Here is a 16,809-nt window from a genome sequence, read left to right as displayed (position 1 = left end):
CCCCAACCGGCGGGCGCAGCAAGAGGCCCCGCTTCCCGCGGCGATACCGCGGAGAAACGGGGCCTCCCGTAGAACAGGATCAGGTCAGAAGCGACGCGTGATCAGCGCGCGCTTCACTTCCTGGATCGCCTTGGTGACCTCGATGCCACGCGGGCAGGCGTCCGTGCAGTTGAACGTCGTGCGGCAACGCCACACACCGTCACGGTCGTTGAGGATCTCCAGGCGCTGCTCGCCGCCCTCGTCGCGCGAGTCGAAGATGAAGCGGTGCGCGTTGACGATCGCCGCCGGGCCGAAGTACTGCCCGTCGTTCCAGAACACCGGGCACGAGGACGTGCACGCGGCGCACAGGATGCACTTGGTGGTGTCGTCGAAGCGCTCGCGGTCCTCGGAGGACTGCAGACGCTCGCGGGTCGGCTCGTTCCCCTTGGTGATGAGGAAGGGCATGACGTCGCGGTACGCCTGGAAGAACGGGTCCATGTCGACCACGAGGTCCTTGAGGACCGTGAGGCCCTTGATGGCCTCGACCGTGATCGGCTTCTCCGGGCTCAGGTCCTTGATCAGCGTCTTGCAGGCGAGCCTGTTCTTGCCGTTGATCCGCATCGCGTCGGAACCGCAGATCCCGTGGGCGCAGGAGCGGCGGAAGGTCAGCGTGCCGTCCAGCTCCCACTTGATCTTGTGAAGGGCGTCGAGAACACGCTCCTTCGGGTCGATCGAGATCTGGAAGTCCTGCCACTGCGCCTCGTCGGAGACCTCCGGGTTGAACCGGCGGATCCGGAAGGTGGCAGTGATGTACGGGGAGTCGGCGAAGCCGGCCTCGGGCTCGGGGGCCTTGTCCGACTTCTCCAGGGTGGGGGTAGCCATCAGTACTTACGCTCCATCGGCTGGTAGCGGGTCACGACGACGGGCTTGTAGTCGAGCCGGATCGACTCGGTGCCGTCGGCGGCGACCTCGCGGTACGCCATGGTGTGGCGCATGAAGTTGACGTCGTCGCGGTTCGGGTAGTCCTCGCGGTAGTGACCGCCGCGGGACTCCTTGCGGGCCAGCGCGGACGTCGCCATGACCTCGGCCAGGTCGAGCAGGTTGCCCAGCTCGATGGCCTCCAGGAGGTCCGTGTTGAACCGCTTGCCCTTGTCCTGGATGGACACGTTCAGGTAGCGCTTCCGCAGCTCGGCGATCTTGTCGACGGCCGTCTTGATGGTCTGCTCGGTGCGGAACACCATCACGTTGGCGTCCATGCACTCCTGCAGCTCCAGACGGAGCGTCGAGACCCGCTCGGTGCCCGTCGAGTTGCGCAGGCGCTCGACCTGGTCGACGACGAGCTGCGCCGGGTTCTCGGGAAGCTCGACGTAGTCGTTCTTCGCGGAGTACTCGGCGGCGGCGATACCCGAACGGCGTCCGAAGACGTTGATGTCCAGGAGCGAGTTGGTGCCCAGACGGTTGGCGCCGTGCACGGACACGCACGCGACCTCGCCCGCGGCGTACAGACCCGGGACGACGGTCGTGTTGTCCGCGAGGACCTCACCCTCGACGTTCGTCGGGATGCCGCCCATGGCGTAGTGCGCGGTCGGCTGGATCGGGATCGGGTCCGTGTAGGGCTCGATGCCGAGGTACGTGCGCGCGAACTCCGTGATGTCCGGGAGCTTCGCGTCCAGCTGCTCCGGCGGGAGGTGCGTGAGGTCGAGGTAGACGTGGTCGCCCTCGGGACCGCAGCCGCGGCCCTCACGGATCTCCGTGTAGATGGAGCGGGACACGACGTCACGGGACGCGAGGTCCTTCATGACGGGCGCGTACTTCTCCATGAAGCGCTCGCCGTCCTTGTTGCGGAGGATGCCGCCCTCACCGCGGGCGCCCTCCGTCAGCAGGATGCCCATGCGCCAGATGCCCGTCGGGTGGAACTGGAAGAACTCCATGTCCTCCAGCGGCAGACCGCGGCGGTACGCGGCGGCCTGGCCGTCACCGGTCAGGGTGTGCGCGTTCGACGTCACCTTGAAGAACTTGCCGGTGCCGCCGGAGGCGAAGATGATCGACTTCGCCTGGAAGACGTGGATCTCGCCGGTGGCCAGCTCGTACGCCACGACGCCGGCCGACTTCTTGACGCCGTCGACCTCCTGGAGCAGGAGGTCCAGGACGTAGAACTCGTTGAAGAACTCCACACCCTCCTTGACGCAGTTCTGGTACAGCGTCTGGAGGATCATGTGGCCGGTGCGGTCCGAGGCGTAGCAGGACCGGCGGACCGGGGCCTCGCCGTGGTTACGGCTGTGACCGCCGAAGCGGCGCTGGTCGATCTTGCCCTCGGGCGTGCGGTTGAACGGCAGGCCCATCTTCTCCAGGTCGAGGACGGAGTCGATGGCCTCCTTCGCCAGGATCTCGGCGGCGTCCTGGTCGACCAGGTAGTCGCCGCCCTTGATCGTGTCGAAGGTGTGCCACTCCCAGTTGTCCTCTTCCACGTTGGCGAGCGCGGCGGCCATGCCGCCCTGCGCCGCGCCCGTGTGGGAGCGGGTGGGGTAGAGCTTCGTCAGCACGGCGGTGCGGCTGCGCTTGGTCGACTCGATGGCCGCGCGCATACCGGCGCCGCCGGCGCCGACGATGACGGTGTCGTACTTGTGGATCTGCATGGTTTCCTCTGGTCCCTCTGTCCCGGCGCCTAGCGGATGTTCGGGTCGAAGGTGAAGATCACCAGCGTGCCCAGCAGGACGGTGAACACCGTGGCGGTGTACAGGAGCATCTTCAGCCAGAAGCGGGTGTTGTCCCGTTCGGCGTAATCGTTGATGACCGTACGAAGGCCGTTGGCGCCGTGCAGCATGGCGAGCCACAGCATGACGAGGTCCCAGGTCTGCCAGAACGGCGAAGCCCAGCGGCCCGCCACGAAGGCGAAGCCGATCTTGGACACGCCGCCGTCCAGCACGAGCTGGATCAGCAGGTGGCCGAGGACCAGAACGACCAGCACGATGCCCGACAGGCGCATGAAGAGCCAGGCGTACATCTCGAAGTTGGTGCGTGAGCCCTTGGGCGTCTTGCCGGTCCGCGCGCGCGGGGGCTCGATCACCGGGGCCGGGTGGTCGACGTCGAAAAGGCTCACGCCCTCGACGTCGCCGATCGCGGAAGTGCTCTCGGTGGACATTGGCATCAGCTCCCGAAGACTTCGCGTACGGCGTGGCCGAGGACGGGATACAGCGCCCCGACCATCAGCACGACCCAGATGCCCAGCACGGTCCAGAGCATCTGCTTCTGGAAGCGCGGGCCCTTGGCCCAGAAGTCCACGGCGACGATGCGGAGACCGTTCAGCGCGTGGAAGAGAATTGCGGCCACGAGGCCGTATTCGAGGAGCGCGACAAGCGGCGTCTTGTACGTGGCCACGACTTCGTCGTATGCCTCGGGAGAGACGCGGACAAGAGCGGTGTCCAGGACGTGTACGAACAGGAAGAAGAAAATGAGGACACCGGTGACTCGATGAGCCACCCACGACCACATGCCTTCCCGGCCGCGGTACAGCGTTCCAGCCGGCACGGAAGAACCCTCCGGGAGCGGGGATTGGGGTCGGCCGGCTTGACTGTCGGTCTGACCCGGCCGGGTACGGTCCACCGGCCCCGGCCATCGTAGCGACGCTTTGTCGGTTCGTTCGCCCCGGGGCCTCTGGTGTGATCAAAGTGGCAATCAAACAGGCACGGACGGGCTAGAGCATCCCAAATGGGGAGCGGCTCAAGTCGTCACGATTGTCCGTGTCCGTCACCAGCTCGATGATGCGCTCCCGGGCGAGCCGCCGCATCTCCTCCGCCGTGACGGCCCGCTCCTCGTCCGGGTCGTGCGCCAGTCTGGCCCTGATCCCGGCGAGCACCTGGTCCACGTGCTGGGAGGGCCGTCCGGCGTCCAGGCCGATCACGAAGACATGGCCGAACCGGCTCTCGTACGCGGCGTGGGCGGCCCGGAGCGCGAGGTGCGCCGCGCGCGGCGCGGCGTGGTGGAGGCAGGGGGCGCTCTCTCCGGCGAGCGCCTCGGCGATATCCGTGGGAGACAGGTCGTAGCCCGCTTCGTCGGAGGCGGCGAGCAGGGCGCCGAGATCCGGGTACGGGCGGTGGCTCGCCATCCGCAGGGCCCAGCGGTGGCTGCCGCAGCACTCCAGGAGCGCTGCCTCGGCCACGGCGCGCGGTGCGGTGTTGAAGCGGGCGAGCCCCGCGGAGTGGTCGCCCGCCGTTGCGGGGCCTCTGCTCTGGACGGGTATGGCGGCCCGCCCTGCCTGCTGCGGTCGCTCGGGCAGGCCGGCGTGGGACTCGCTGGACCTGGACAGCGTGGACTCCTCGAACGAACGACATCTGTGCCCCGGAAGAGGGGACGGAGGGCAACGAGGTTGCACGGGTGGAGAGAGTGAAGAAGGTGAAGGGAGAGACGAATGTGCCGTAACGCTAGCGAGAGAGGGCAACGGCCGTCCGACGTACGCACGAAAATCACCCGGACGGCAGAGTTTCGGACCACTGATGTGCGGCTTCTGGACACCCGATGGATCGTTCAGGAAGAACAAAGTCCGTTTTAACCTCGAATATGACCCGTTGTCCCCTATTTCGGAGGTACCAGAGCGATGTCGCCCTCACGCGGTGCCCTCGTGGCCGGTGCGGCTGTCACGGCCGCCGCCGCCGTCGTCCTCACCGTCGTCGTCTGGCCGGACGACTCCGACGACGCGCGCAGGGGTGACGCCGCGGCGTCACCGGGCCGCGCCACCTCCACCCCCTCCCCTTCGCGCAGCTATCCGCTCTCCACGGAACCCCGCACCATCCCCGCCGTACGCGAGCACGAGGCCGCGCGCGGGCCGGGCTGGCGGCCGGGTCCTGACAGCACGGTCGTCATAGCCGAAGGCAGCGAGGAACTCGCGGACGAGGCCAAACTGCTCGCCGGGGAGCTGAAGATCCGCTACCGGGGCGAGGTCGCCGCCCGCGCGGGCGATGTCGAACTGGCGCTCGGCACCGCGGGCAAGGGAGCCCGCGAGTCGTACACCCTGAAGACCCAGGGCGGGCGCGTCACCATCAGCGGACCCGACCAGGCGGGGGTCTTCTACGGGACCCGCACCCTCAAGCAGTCCCTGCGCACCGGAGGGGTCATGCCCGAGGGGGAGGTGCGCGACCGGCCCGACCGGCCGCAGCGCGGGCTCAACCTCGACATCGCGCGCAAGTACTACACCGCGGACTGGATCGAGGACCGGCTGCGCGACATGGCCGACCTGAAGCTCAACCAGCTCGGACTGCACTTCTCCGACGACCAGGCGTGGCGTGTCGAGTCCGAGTCCCACCCCGAGATCGTCTCGGCCGAGCATCTGACCCGGGCCGAGGTGGGCAGGATCGTGGCCCTCGCCGGCGCGCTGCACATCCAGATCGTGCCGGAGATCGACTCCCCGGGACATCTCGGTGCCGTGCTCCGCGCCCACCCGGATCTCCAGCTGCGCAACGCGCAGGGTGTGGCCTCGCCCGGCTCCATCGACATCTCGAAGCCGGCGGCGGCGAAGCTCATCGACGAGCTGATCGACGAGTACACCGCACTGTTCGGCGGCTCGTACTTCCACCTCGGCGCCGACGAGTACCGTGCGCTGACGGTGCAGAACCCCTCGGCCTCGTACCCGCAACTGCTCCGCGCCGCCCAGGAGAAGTACGGCGCACAGGCCGGCATCGAGGACCTCGCCACCGGCTGGCTCAACGACCGCGCGGAGGTGGTCCGCGGCGACGACAGGACGCCCAAGGCGTGGAACGACGGGTTCTTCAGCGGCGGCGCCGTCGAGGCGGACAAGGACATCGAGGTCGAGTACTGGACGGGCAAGGAGATCGGGGCCCGGGAGCCGCAGGAGTATCTGGGCGAGGGGCGCCGCGTGGTCAACCTCAACGACGAGTTCCTCTACTACGTGCTCGGTGAGCCCAACCAGTTCGTCTACCCGACAGGGGAGCGGATCTACGAACAGTGGACCCCGCTCGTCCTGCGCGGCACCCAGCCCGTGAACTCCCGCTACTCCAAGCAGATTCTGGGCGGCCGGTTCGCCGTCTGGGGCGACCTGCCGAACGCGCAGACCGCGCAGCAGGTGGCGCAAGGCATCCGGATGCCGCTGCGGGCGGTCAGCCAGAAACTGTGGGACCCCCGGACGCCGAAGCTGAGCTGGGCGCAGTTCCAGGACCTGGCCCAGGAGATCGACCGGACGGGCTGATCCGCGGTCCCCGCCCAATGACATGGACAGGCCCGTGCACCGGAGGCTAGGTTCCGCTTGCCGTGCGCTCCGGGGAGGGGCGTCGGCCCATACGCCGGCACCACGCCCCGGGGGGCTTTCACACCATGCTCTGCACCACTTGCGGTACCAGGCCGTCCGTCACCGCGGACGGCCGCTGCACGCTCTGCGCCGGGACCGGCACCGCCCCGCCGCACGGCCTCATGACGGCCGCTCCTGTCCCGATGGCCGAGGCGCGGCATCAGCTGCGGTCCCCGGCGGGCCTCGCCAAGGCCGTCGTGATCCTGCTCGGCCTCGTGATCGCGACCGATGTGCTCGCGATAGCCGCCGGACTGAACGTCCGCAGCCTGCTCGGTGACGCGATCGCGGACGACTTCGCGAGTTTCGACGAGGCCGCGGCGGACAGCGCCGACCGGCTCTACTTCATGTCCGGCTCCTTCCAGGTCATGGCGATGCTGGCCACCGCCGTCGTCTTCATCATCTGGTTCCACCGGGTGCGCATGAACGCCGAGGTGTTCGACGCGAGCGCGCAGCCGATGAAGCCCGGCTGGACGATCGGCGCCTGGTTCATCCCGATCGCCAACCTCTGGCTGCCCCGCAGGATCGCGGGCGGCATCTGGACCGCGAGCGCCCAGACGAACACCGACGGCTCCTGGCGCACCGTTTCGCACGCGCCCATCAACCTCTGGTGGGGCGTGTGGGTCTTCTCGCTGCTCTTCAGTCGCTACACCGCCAAGCAGTACGAGCAGGCCGAGTTGCCGCAGGAGATCATGGACGCCGCCGGCCTGGTCGTGCTGTCCGACGCGCTCGACATCGTGGCCGCGGTGCTGGCGATCCTCTTCGTCCGCAAGCTGACCCGGATGCAGGGGGAGCGGGCCGCTCTCGGCGCGCGGTGACCTGAATTCGCCGTCCGGTGACGATTTTCGGCCACTCGGCGCAGTACGGGACAAGGGGGATTCCACGCCCCGAACGAGGGAGACGTTGATGAGCCTGCTGGAACGGATCGCCGAGGCGGACGAGCGGGGGCTGGCCGCGAGCGCGCTCGCCTGCCTCGAACGCTGCCTGCCGCCGCAGGCCGACGGCGGCGAATCCGAACCGCTGCGCCCGCTCTGGGCGAGCTGCGAGGACGGCCGCGCCTGGGCCGACCGGCTGACGGCCGCCCGTGCGGCGATGGCGGACGTGGACGAAACGGCCTCGCCCGTACCGGAGATGCTCCGCACCGCCCCGGCCGACTGGGCCGCCGAACCGCTGCGGGTGTGGGCGCGGACCTGCTCGCTGCTCTCGCTGGAGTTCCACCGCCGGTTCGACATGCCCGTCGGTGGCGGGGCGAGCGCGGACGGCCCCCTCGTGGCGGGGGAGCTCCGGCGCCAGACCGAGATCCTTGAGACCCTCGCGGAGTCCCCGGACCCGGCGGGCGGCGCGCGAGGACTGCGCGGCGCCCTCGACCGGGCGACCGAGGGCCGGCGCGTGCTGCGTGCGGTGATCTCGCGCCGGGCACGCGGCCGGGCCTGATCCGGCAGAGTCCGGACAAAGGCCGGAGCCCCTCGGGTCAGGCCGAGGGGCTCCGGTGTCGGTGGGCGCGCGGGGCGCGGACCGGCGGGTGTTACGGGTCGGGCGTTACAGGTTGGGCCTTACGGGTTCAGGCCGTTCAGCCCGATCCGGATGCCCTTGGGGGCGCCCAGCTGGTAGGTCCCGTAGTAGTAGCTGCTCGACGGCACGATGCCCTTGCCGACGATGTTGTCGAGCTGGAGCACGGTGCCGTTGTTGGCGTCCTCGCCGTCCGCGCCGAGGGCCATGTCCGCCCGGGTGTCGCCCGTGAGGTCCGCCAGCGAGACGGACGAACCGAGCCGGTCGTCGGTCTCCGTGACCCCGGGGATGTCCGCGGTGTCCTGGCTGATCACGACGGACCCGTTGCTGGTGGGCCCGGTGGCCGTGCCTCGGACCATCAGGACGGCCCCCGCGTTGGTGCGGGACGCGCCGGAGCGGGTGATGTCCTCGCCCGGGATGCCGGAGAGGATGTCCGCGTAACCGTCGAGGTCGACGTCGCCGACGGAGACCGACCAGCCCATGTTGTCGCCGCTCTCGCCGCCGCCGGGCACACCGTAGGTGTCCTGGTGGTACAGCTTGCGGCCGGTCGACGTGAGACCGGTCGAGGAACCGAACACCACGGTGACGGCGCCGCCCTTGGCGGTGTGGCCGGACTCGCTGTTGTACGGCTGGCCGACCACGAGGTCGGTGGCACCGTCGCCGTTGACGTCACCCGCGGCGAGCGAGCGCCCGCCGGGTGCGGCGAGGATGCCGACGCGCTGGAGTCCGGTCGCCGAGCCCTTCAGCCACAGCAGCCGGCCGATGCCGCCCGGGTCGCGGAAGCCGACGGCGACGTCCGCGTAGCCGTCCTTGTTGAAGTCTCCCGTGGTGGCGGTCGGGTAGCCGACGGCGCCGGTGTACGCGGAGGAGTTCAGGTAGCCCGACTTCGGGGCCCCGGTCTTGCTGTCCCAGGCCCACCAGCGGCCGGGCTTTCCGGGCGCCACGGAGACGATGTCGTCCATGCCGTCGGCGTTGAAGTCGCCCGCGGCGACCGCGTATCCGAGCTTGTCGCCGCCGACGCGGGACGAGGCGGTGATCGCCAGGCCCTTGCCGGTGGTGAGGCCGGGGCCGTACATGGCGAGGACCGTGCCGTTGTCGGACTGCGTGATGTTCTCGCCCGGCGCACCGATGACCAGGTCCGCGTGTCCGTCGCCGTTCAGGTCGCCCCAGGCGTTGGAGTAGCCGAAGTAGTCGTAGGCCTCGTTGCCGCCGGGTACGCCGGGGCTGCCCTGGTCGATCGTGCGCTTCGTGGCGTAGTCGGGGCCACTCTGGCTGCCCGGCAGCACGCTGACGCGGCCGGCGCTGCCCGACGCCTTGTGGAGGCCGACGATCAGGTCGCTGATGCCGTCCCGGTTGAAGTCGGCGGTGGGAACGGCCGAGTTCCGGCCGGCGCCCGTGGCGAAGGTGCGGATCGCGGGCAGCTTGGCGTACAGGGTGGGACCGGGGCAGACCGTGGCGAAGCCGTCCTTGTGACCGGAGATCGTCTTGAGCGTGGCCTGCGCGCCCTTCTTGTACACACCGGTGTCGGCGGCGGCCGTCAGCGTGACCGAGCCGCTCGGGCTCACGCCGTACTGGCCGAGCTTCCACGCGGCGACCCGGGCGACCGAGTTGAGGGCCGCGGTGGTCGGCTTGCCCGTCTCGAAGTTGCCGAGCATCGCGATGCCGGTGGAGTAGGAGTTGAAGCCGTACGTGTGCGCGCCGAGGACGGGCAGGTCGGCGCCGCCCTCACGGCCTTCGAAGATCTGACCGCACTTGTCGACGAGGAAGTTGTAACCGATGTCCTTCCAGCCGTCGTAGCCGGTGCGCGGGGTCACGTGGTAGGCGTAGATGCCGCGGATGAGCGCGGCGGACTCGGCACAGCTGTAGTCGTTGGAGCCCACGGTGTGGTGGACGAAAACGGCCTGGACCTTCTCGATGTACTCGGGGTCGCTGTAGTTCGTGGCGAGCGACTTGTCCGGGCCCCAGCCGGCGCGGAGCGTCATCGCGGGCCGGTTCACCGTGGAAGGCGGCGCGGTCGGGACGGTCGGCGTGGGCGACGGGGTGGCCGTGGTCGGCGTCTCGGTCGGCGTCGCGGTGTCCGTCGGTGTGGCGGTCGCCGTCTCGGTGGCCGTCTCCGTCGGTGTCGCGGTCGCGGTCTCCGTGGCCGTCTCGCTCGGAGTCTCGCTGGGTATCTCGGTCGGAGTCTCGGTGTCCGTCGGCGTCGGCGTCGCGGTCTCCTCGACGGCGAACGACGCGCTCTGCGCGTCGGCGCCCGGCGCCGCGGCCTCCTTGGCGGTGACGCCCGGGTCGACCAGTGACAGTTCGAGTCCCTTGGGCAGCCCGTCGGCGGCCGTGCCGTCGGCACGTACGACGCGCGCCTCGACGGCGTCGGAGGGTCCGACCCACAGCGGCTCGGACATACCGGGCAGCTTCGCCTCTTCGTCGTCACGCTCCGCGCCGAGGTGCTGCTCCAGGTGGACCTCCGTCCAGGAGCTCCACTCGCCGGTCTCACGGCTGCGGGTCCGTACCTCCGCCTTGCCGTCGACCGTCGCCTCCGGGTCCGCCCAGATGACGCCGACCATCGAGAACGGGTCGGTGTCGGTGCGCGGCAGCGCCCGCTTGGAGTCGCCGGTGCCCTTGAACGTCAGCTCGTGGACCGACGCCTTGCGGACCTTCGGTCCCTGATCCTCGGGAGACTCGGGGTTGGCTATGGCCACGGTGACCACCCCCGCGCCACCGAGCACGACCGCGCCGACGGTCAGCCAGGCGCGGCGCTTCAGGCTCATCGGTCTGTACGCATGCGAACTGCGCGGGCTCAAATGCCCCACCCCTCATGAGAGTTCACGTATCCAGAAATTCATTAAGGCCCCACCCGTCACGGGCGTCCCGCAGTACCCAGCGGCGCTCAAGGATTAAACGTCACTCCGATCCCCAACGAGGTGACGCGGATCACATGGTGGGTGCGCAATGCGGGGCTCACCGGGGATTTTCGAGAGGGCGGGAGCCAGAGATACTGACTCCCGCCCTTATCGGCGGCATCCGACGACCTTCACGTCCTTGCTGAGGTGTCCGGATGCGGCAGATCAGTTGTCGTTCGTGAAGCCGCCTTCTCCGTCGAACGTGCCCCCGTTGCCGTCGAACCAGAGATCGACCTCACGGCCTTCGGGCAGGTTGTACTTGGCTCCGTCGCTGGCCCGGTGCGTCTTGCACGTGCCGTTGCCGCCGCTTGCCGTCATCTCGTAGTTGTAGGGCCACATGTCGGAGGAGCGGACCTGGACCATGGCCGAGTCGCCGTTCGCCTGTGTGTCGCACACGGCGATGATGTCGCCGTGTTCCTCGACGTAGACCTTGACGCCGGAGGCGGAGAGGATGTGATCCCACTCCCAGCCGATGCTGGGCGGTTCCGCGGCGGAGGCGTTGCCTGGGGTCACCATCAGAGTAGCCGCGGCGAACGCGATCGCTCCTGCGGCGAAACGACCGAGTCGTAGCTTCAAACCATGCTCCTTTTGGTACGGATCGAACGTTTGACCGTCCGATGACGAGGTGTCACCGTAACAACACGAGCACTCGCCCTCGAACCGGGGCTCTGACTACCTTCGCCAGGTCAACAAGCGTGCATGGAACCGCTGTTGCCGTCTGGCACCTCGGGATCCGTGAGCGTCGGTGGCGGGCTTCTGGAGTGGTCCACGATCCGAGCCCGGGCGGTCTTCGCAGGGCGCCGGCGAGCCGACCGTCCCGTCAGAGCGTTGTTGCACGCTGCCCCGCGGTCTCCCACTCCTGGTGCGCGATGTGGACGCGGTGCCACAGCGCCGCCCGCGCGGGGGCGGCGACGTCGGTCAGGTTCAGGTGGAACACGTCGGCCAGTACGTCGTACCAGTCGTCCGCCGAATCGATGGTCCGCTCGTGCGTGCCTGCGGCGTCGATCCGGCGCAGCACACAGCCGCGCAGCATGTCCACGCCCTTGGCGTCGCGGAGCTGGGCTTGGAGGACCCGGACGAATCCGGACTCGGGGGAAGTGGACAGCCGCTCGTGCTCCGCGGCGAAGGAGGACAGCTCCACGGGCTCCGGTGCGAAGACCATCGCCGTGAACGCGCCGCGGGGGTCATGGGCGAAGCGCCAGCCGCCTGGCACCACCACCGACGGCGCCATCGCGTAGGTGAACGGCCCCTGGGTGTAGCTGCCTTCGCGCAGCGGCAGCGGCTCGTACATTCCGCCGGCGAGCCCGGTGTCGACCAGCCACCGCTCGCCGTCGAGCCCCACGGTGAGCGCGAGGTGGTCGCCGCCCGGGCCCTCGGGGTCCTCGACCTCGTCCTGCACCCCCGCCCGGTGCAGGGTCACGTCGTAGCCGAGGGCCGTCAGCAGCGCGGCGAAGGCCCCGTTGAGGTGGAAGCAGTAGCCGCCGCGCCCGCGCAGGATCCGGGCCACGGATTCAGCGGCGCCGATGCCCGACGGCCGTCCCAGTTGGTTGTCGAGGGTCTCGTAGGCGACCCGCTCCACCTGCGCCCGGTGCAGTTCCCACAGCGCCTCGGCGGTCGGGGCCGCCGGCCGGGCCACCCCCAGCACGGCCAGATACCCGTCGACGTCGATCATGCTTCCCCTCACCGTTCGAACGGACGATCAGCCTAGGGCCCGTCCGGCGGAGCAACAGACGCTGGTCGGCGGATGGCACGTGGGACAAGCGGCAGCACCGCCCCGTCGGCCCGACCTCCAAGATCCACCTCGCCGGTGAGGATCCTCCGGGCAGCCCCTAGCCCTTCGAGTCCGGCTTCCAGTCCTGGGCGAGGAGACCGAGCAGCACCTCGTCGAGAAACTCGCCCATCACCCAGGCCGAGGAGCGCATCACGCCCTCGCGGACGAAGCCGTTGCGCTCGGCGGAGCGCAGCATCGCGGCGTTGTCCGACAGCGTCTCGATCTGCAGCCGCTGCAAGCCGCGCACGATGAAACCGTAGTGGCACAGCGTCGCGACCACGTCGGTGCCGTAGCCCTTGCCGCGGGAGGACGGCAGCAGTCCAAGGCCGATGTGCGCGGACCGGTTGTGGTTGTCGATGCCCCACAGCGTCGCGGTGCCGACCAGCGTGCCGCCTTCCAACTCCACCACAGAGAACGGGACGTGCCCTTGCTCCTTGTCGTCCACCACGAGCCGCGAGTCCTTCGAGCCGGGCGTGATCGGCCGCCACGGCCCGCCTTCGGCCCGCGAGGAGTTGACCACGTCGTCGTAGAGCTCAGCCCGCAGGATCGGGATGTCGTCCTCGTGCCGGGCCCTGAGCCCGACCTTGCCACCTCTAAGCATGCAAGGTTTTTATCCGACCGGGCTCGCCGACGACAAACCAATAAGGCAACTGCATCGGCACCTCCCGGACCCCCAGGGCCGGAGGAGGCCGGTCACCTGGTGGTCGGGGAGTGCGGTACGGTGATCGTGTCATTACGCTCCGTGCGCATCCGCGCATGGGGCGGTCCCCGGAGGTGCTACCAACACCAGCCGAGGACCTTCATCACCAGTGGACACAAGGAGTCCCCGGGATGCTTCGGCATGTTATCGCGCCGGTTCGGTGCTACACGAAGTCGGCGCACGACGTTCTGCGCCACAAGCGTCTGAACAGTGACGCGAAGATTCTGCTCCTGCATGTGCAGGGGCTTCGTGACGAAGACGCAGACAAGGCGCTGAGTGAGCTCGCGCGGGATGTCGGGATCACCGGGGCCGCGTTCAAGGCGGCGAAGAAGCTCCTGGTGATGCATGGGTTCGTGCACGACATCAAAGAGTGTGCGCAGGGCGGGCGTTGGGTCACCGTGCAGTTCTACTCGAACGTTCCGCTGACGCGTGAGGACGTGGCGAGGCTTCGCGCGGATGCGTCGGCCTCTCCGGGTGTGCCGGATCCGGCGGTCGGTGAGCCGGACGGCCGGGCGGTCGGCGGCCAACTACCGGTAGACAAAGAACGGGATAAGAACACTCCCCACCCACCCCCCGAAGTCGAAGCCGAGGCCGAAGCCGAAGTTGAAGCTGACGCTTCCACCGAGGTGGTCGAAGGCGAGCGGGTGTTGTTGTCGCTGCGGCATGACCGGCGGGAACTGCATCTGGGTGTGCGGGAGGCCCGAGGGCTCGCGGGGGCGGCGGCCGAGTGGTTGCGGCAGGGTGTCAGCGCCGCTGACCTGCGGCGGGCGTTGGTGAGTGGGCTGCCGGAGGGCGGGGTGCGGTCGGCCGTCGGGTTCCTGCGCCACCGCCTCGTACACAAGCTGCCCGAAGCGGCGGCCCCGCGTGCGGAGCCCCGGCCGCCTGAGCCGGTGCCGGAGTTCGTCGTGTGCGCGGGGCCGGGTGACGAGCACGTGTTCCGGTCCGTGCGTGGTGAGACGCATTGCGGGCCGTGCGGGCGGGAGGAGATGCGGGCGGTCTGGGCCGCCTGGAAGCAGGAGGCGGCGACCCTGCCCGAACCACCGCCCTGGCGCGAACGTTTCGCAGCGCTGCGCGAGGTGCCCGCCCCCCCGGCGTGAAGGGTGGCTGGATCTGACCCCTGCGTGTGGTGGCTATGTCGCGGATGTGCGCGCGCTCGCGGTCGGCCGTCCGGTCGATGTATAACCGGTCCGACTTCTCCATGCCGCCGCCGGGCGGGCCGCGCCGGGTGCCCCGTCCGCGTACCGCGATCGCCGAGGCCGCGTGGACGCTCGGGGCGGGGTGATGGTTGTGCTGCCCTTCGCCCTTCGTCCTGTTCTTGATCGTGAGAACGAACACAGCGCCCAGCGCGTGATGTTTCCGGCCTCCCCGTCGCTGGATCAATGTCGGCGATCGCCGGCACGGCGAAACAGGTCAGGGTCAGGGGGAAACATGGGTGGGAACGAGTGGAGATCGCTGCCCGGGGCCTCGGCGATGCGCGTGTACACATCGGCGTTCGTCACCCGGCTCACCGCGCGCAACCGGCTGCCTCTCGACTACTCCGTCGCGAGTCTCCGGCTCGTGGATCTGGTCGTCGACGGCCTGCGGCGTGACCAGCCGCAGCGGGACCAGGTCGACGGAATCCTGCTGGGACTCGGGGCCTACACGGGCGAAGTGATCGTCCGCAGGGCCGGTGGCGTGTGGGTGGACTTCGACGCCGCGCAACGAGAGCTGTTCCGGCAGACGGTGGGCGTGCGCATGCCCGACGGTCGGGTGTGGAATCCGCTCGGCAAGGTCGTCAACCGCTTCGAGTCGGGGCCCGAGGAATCGGTGCAGCGGCTGTACCTCCTGCTGCACGGCCGCTCGACGCAGCGGAAGGCGATGTGCGGGTAGCCTGTTCGATTCCGCCGGTGAGAATCCTGTGACGCTTCTGTGCCGTCGGGCGCAGAAGGAGATGAGGGGCAGTGCCCCGGCAGGAGCAAGGGCACAGCGGTAGGTGCCGGAACTGGCTTTGAATAGGGACGTGTTGGGCACGGGCGGGGAACAGCGCCGCAGGGAGACGTACGACGCCGAGCTCGGCGATGCCGTCGAGCGGGCGCAGCAGGGGGACGAGGCAGCGTTCGCCGTCGTGTACAGGCGGGTGCAGCCCGGCCTCCTGGGCTACGTGCGCGGGCTGGTGGGCGAGGACGCCGAGGACGTGACCTCGGACGCCTGGCTGGAGATAGCCCGCGATCTGGGGCGCTTCCGCGGCGACGGGGCCGGTTTCCGCGGCTGGACCGCGATGATCGCCCGCAACCGCGCGCTCGACCATCTCAGGAAGCAGAAGCGGCGGCCCCGCACCACCCTGATCGAACAGGACGTGCTCCAGCTGCCCGGCGGCCACGACACCGCCTCGGCAGCCCTGGAAGCGCTCTCTACGGAAGCGGCGCTGGAGATCATCGGCACGCTGCCGCGCGAGCAGGCCGAGGCGGTCCTGCTGCGGGTCGTGGTCGGCCTGGACGGCGCCACGACGGCCCGCGTACTCGGCAAGCGTTCGGGTGCCGTCCGCACGGCCGCGTACCGCGGACTCAAGAGACTGGCCGAGCAGTTGTCCCCCGGCGGGACGGGCGCTGTGACAAACAGGACGCGCCGTACGCTGGGGGATGAAGCATGAGAAACGAATCGCAGCGGCAGCCGAAGGCGCCCCAGACCCCCGAACTCGACGCGTTGCTCGCGGCGGCCCGGCGCACCGCGGCGCCCGACGCGGACGGCGAGCTGCGCGCGACCGCCGCCTTCGTGGCCGCGCGGGACGGCGGAGCGCATGGCGCCAGGTCGCCGTGGTGGCGACGGCGCGACGACTGGCGGCCGGCGCCGCGATGGCGCGGGGTGCGCTCGGTCCGGGTGATGCTCGGCGGGTTCGTGGCGGCGGCGACGCTGGGCGGGGTCGCGGTGGCCGCGGGTACCGGGGCGCTGCCGACGCCGTTCCGGGACGGCGTGAAGGAAGCCCCGGACTCCGTACGCCCCACGCAGGGCACCCCGGCGACTCCCGGCGGACACCACTCCGGTGGCACGCCCTCGCCCGAGGGTGACGGCGTGCCGAGGACGACGACCGTCCCGCCGGACCTCGTACGGCCCTCCGGCGGACCGGACCGGGGTCGGAGCGACGTCGCGCTCTGCCGGGTGTACGCCAAGGACAAGGACCACGGGAAGTCTGCGGACTCCACAGCCTTGAAGCGCCTTGAGGCGGCGGCCGGCGAGGCGTCGGACGCGGCGGTGACGGCCTACTGCGACCGGTTGCTGGGCAGGCCGGGAGCGGGCTCGAAGGGCGCCCCGGACGACTCGGAGGACCCCGACGACCCGGACGGGAGCGGCAAGGCGGAGAAGGACGGTCCGGTGTCGCCCGACGAAACGTACGGCGGGACCTCGTCCGGAACCGATGGCGGCGGCCCGAGCGGGGCCGCGAGCGGCGGCAAGAACGGCGCGGCTACCGGCTGACGGGCGTAAGCGGTTGCGGAGTGGGACGACGACCGGGGCCGCCACCCCCCACAGGAGAGGCCCCGGCCGTCTTCCACGGGGCCGCATAACGGCCCCGTACTCATCTCAGCGCCGTGGCTGCGTTTTCTGTCACACCGCAAGGTGTCCGAGACTGTTGCGGGTTGTACAAGTCATGGACGCGGCGCCGGGCAACCACGTAGCGTGCTGA

The 16,809-nt window shown here is 69.7% G+C and carries 16 protein-coding genes; 7 read left to right on the top strand and 9 right to left on the bottom strand.

Annotated elements, in window-relative coordinates; genetic code table 11:
* Positions 1-84: 84 nt before the first annotated feature.
* From ACWGO0_RS11180 to ACWGO0_RS11160, 5 genes are all read right to left on the bottom strand, one after another.
* On the bottom strand, positions 85-861 hold the full coding sequence (locus tag ACWGO0_RS11180) for a succinate dehydrogenase iron-sulfur subunit (protein ID WP_362836008.1): 777 nt from the start codon (positions 859-861) through the stop codon (positions 85-87).
* A complete protein-coding gene (gene sdhA, locus ACWGO0_RS11175; RefSeq protein ID WP_453531435.1) occupies positions 861-2,615 on the bottom strand; it encodes a succinate dehydrogenase flavoprotein subunit in 1,755 nt (584 codons plus the stop codon). The genes ACWGO0_RS11180 and sdhA overlap by 1 nt, the downstream gene beginning before the upstream one ends.
* Positions 2,616-2,644: 29 nt before the next feature.
* Entirely contained in the window at positions 2,645-3,121 is a 477-nt protein-coding gene (locus ACWGO0_RS11170) for a succinate dehydrogenase hydrophobic membrane anchor subunit (protein WP_453531433.1), read from the bottom strand.
* A gap of 5 nt (positions 3,122-3,126) precedes the next feature.
* The gene (gene sdhC / locus ACWGO0_RS11165) at positions 3,127-3,507 is read right to left on the bottom strand and encodes a succinate dehydrogenase, cytochrome b556 subunit (protein WP_453531430.1); all 381 of its coding nucleotides are present in this window, start codon (positions 3,505-3,507) and stop codon (positions 3,127-3,129) included.
* A 166-nt stretch (positions 3,508-3,673) separates the two neighbouring features.
* Entirely contained in the window at positions 3,674-4,219 is a 546-nt protein-coding gene (locus ACWGO0_RS11160) for a 2-oxo-4-hydroxy-4-carboxy-5-ureidoimidazoline decarboxylase (RefSeq protein ID WP_453531617.1), read from the bottom strand.
* Between the two features lie 354 nt (positions 4,220-4,573).
* On the opposite strand from ACWGO0_RS11160, the gene ACWGO0_RS11155 reads away from it, so the two are divergent.
* From ACWGO0_RS11155 to ACWGO0_RS11145, 3 genes are all read left to right on the top strand, one after another.
* Complete coding sequence (locus tag ACWGO0_RS11155; RefSeq protein ID WP_453531427.1) at positions 4,574-6,178, top strand: beta-N-acetylhexosaminidase; 1,605 nt, start codon at positions 4,574-4,576, stop codon at positions 6,176-6,178.
* 125 nt (positions 6,179-6,303) lie between these two features.
* Positions 6,304-7,092 carry a DUF4328 domain-containing protein gene (locus ACWGO0_RS11150; protein WP_453531424.1) on the top strand — a complete coding sequence of 263 codons (789 nt, stop codon included), beginning with the start codon at positions 6,304-6,306 and terminating at the stop codon, positions 7,090-7,092.
* Between the two features lie 88 nt (positions 7,093-7,180).
* Positions 7,181-7,708: a hypothetical protein gene (locus ACWGO0_RS11145; RefSeq protein WP_453531421.1), complete on the top strand. Its 528-nt coding sequence runs from the start codon at positions 7,181-7,183 to the stop codon at positions 7,706-7,708.
* A 119-nt stretch (positions 7,709-7,827) separates the two neighbouring features.
* On the opposite strand, the gene ACWGO0_RS11140 is transcribed toward ACWGO0_RS11145, so the two are convergent.
* The 4 genes from ACWGO0_RS11140 to ACWGO0_RS11125 form a co-directional block, all read right to left on the bottom strand.
* The gene (locus tag ACWGO0_RS11140) at positions 7,828-10,548 is read right to left on the bottom strand and encodes an FG-GAP-like repeat-containing protein (protein ID WP_453531418.1); all 2,721 of its coding nucleotides are present in this window, start codon (positions 10,546-10,548) and stop codon (positions 7,828-7,830) included.
* A gap of 297 nt (positions 10,549-10,845) precedes the next feature.
* The gene (locus ACWGO0_RS11135) at positions 10,846-11,256 is read right to left on the bottom strand and encodes a hypothetical protein (protein WP_453531415.1); all 411 of its coding nucleotides are present in this window, start codon (positions 11,254-11,256) and stop codon (positions 10,846-10,848) included.
* Between the two features lie 244 nt (positions 11,257-11,500).
* On the bottom strand, positions 11,501-12,352 hold the full coding sequence (locus ACWGO0_RS11130) for an arylamine N-acetyltransferase family protein (protein ID WP_453531412.1): 852 nt from the start codon (positions 12,350-12,352) through the stop codon (positions 11,501-11,503).
* A gap of 157 nt (positions 12,353-12,509) precedes the next feature.
* Positions 12,510-13,052: a GNAT family N-acetyltransferase gene (locus tag ACWGO0_RS11125; RefSeq protein ID WP_453531409.1), complete on the bottom strand. Its 543-nt coding sequence runs from the start codon at positions 13,050-13,052 to the stop codon at positions 12,510-12,512.
* Positions 13,053-13,282: 230 nt separating this feature from the next.
* Here ACWGO0_RS11125 and ACWGO0_RS11120 point away from each other — a divergent pair, with 230 nt between their 5' ends.
* The 4 genes from ACWGO0_RS11120 (at position 13,283) to ACWGO0_RS11105 (ending at position 16,601) form a co-directional block, all read left to right on the top strand.
* A complete protein-coding gene (locus tag ACWGO0_RS11120) occupies positions 13,283-14,248 on the top strand; it encodes a hypothetical protein (protein WP_453531407.1) in 966 nt (321 codons plus the stop codon).
* Between the two features lie 331 nt (positions 14,249-14,579).
* Positions 14,580-15,020, top strand: a complete 441-nt coding sequence (locus ACWGO0_RS11115) for a hypothetical protein (protein ID WP_453531404.1) — start codon at positions 14,580-14,582, stop codon at positions 15,018-15,020.
* Positions 15,021-15,153: 133 nt separating this feature from the next.
* Complete coding sequence (locus tag ACWGO0_RS11110; protein WP_453531615.1) at positions 15,154-15,780, top strand: RNA polymerase sigma factor; 627 nt, start codon at positions 15,154-15,156, stop codon at positions 15,778-15,780.
* Positions 15,777-16,601 (top strand): hypothetical protein, encoded by an 825-nt coding sequence (locus ACWGO0_RS11105; RefSeq protein ID WP_453531401.1) that lies wholly within the window; start codon positions 15,777-15,779, stop codon positions 16,599-16,601. Before ACWGO0_RS11110 ends, ACWGO0_RS11105 begins: the two co-directional genes overlap by 4 nt.
* The last annotated feature ends 208 nt before the right edge of the window (positions 16,602-16,809 follow it).

This window comes from Streptomyces sp. NPDC055749, from assembly GCF_053617235.1.
This window is presented reverse-complemented; position numbering and strand designations above follow the sequence as displayed.

Excerpts from the sequence above, each read along its gene's own strand:
- sdhA (WP_453531435.1), bottom strand. The coding sequence starts at position 2,615 with ATGCAGATCCACAAGTACGACACCGTCATCGTCGGCGCCGGCGGCGCC.
- ACWGO0_RS11170 (WP_453531433.1), bottom strand. The coding sequence starts at position 3,121 with ATGTCCACCGAGAGCACTTCCGCGATCGGCGACGTCGAGGGCGTGAGC.
- ACWGO0_RS11145 (WP_453531421.1), top strand. The coding sequence starts at position 7,181 with ATGAGCCTGCTGGAACGGATCGCCGAGGCGGACGAGCGGGGGCTGGCC.
- ACWGO0_RS11115 (WP_453531404.1), top strand. The coding sequence starts at position 14,580 with ATGGGTGGGAACGAGTGGAGATCGCTGCCCGGGGCCTCGGCGATGCGC.
- ACWGO0_RS11140 (WP_453531418.1), bottom strand. The coding sequence starts at position 10,548 with ATGAGCCTGAAGCGCCGCGCCTGGCTGACCGTCGGCGCGGTCGTGCTC.
- ACWGO0_RS11130 (WP_453531412.1), bottom strand. The coding sequence starts at position 12,352 with ATGATCGACGTCGACGGGTATCTGGCCGTGCTGGGGGTGGCCCGGCCG.
- ACWGO0_RS11180 (WP_362836008.1), bottom strand. The coding sequence starts at position 861 with ATGGCTACCCCCACCCTGGAGAAGTCGGACAAGGCCCCCGAGCCCGAG.
- ACWGO0_RS11155 (WP_453531427.1), top strand. The coding sequence starts at position 4,574 with ATGTCGCCCTCACGCGGTGCCCTCGTGGCCGGTGCGGCTGTCACGGCC.
- ACWGO0_RS11105 (WP_453531401.1), top strand. The coding sequence starts at position 15,777 with ATGAGAAACGAATCGCAGCGGCAGCCGAAGGCGCCCCAGACCCCCGAA.
- ACWGO0_RS11125 (WP_453531409.1), bottom strand. The coding sequence starts at position 13,052 with ATGCTTAGAGGTGGCAAGGTCGGGCTCAGGGCCCGGCACGAGGACGAC.
- ACWGO0_RS11150 (WP_453531424.1), top strand. The coding sequence starts at position 6,304 with ATGCTCTGCACCACTTGCGGTACCAGGCCGTCCGTCACCGCGGACGGC.
- ACWGO0_RS11120 (WP_453531407.1), top strand. The coding sequence starts at position 13,283 with ATGCTTCGGCATGTTATCGCGCCGGTTCGGTGCTACACGAAGTCGGCG.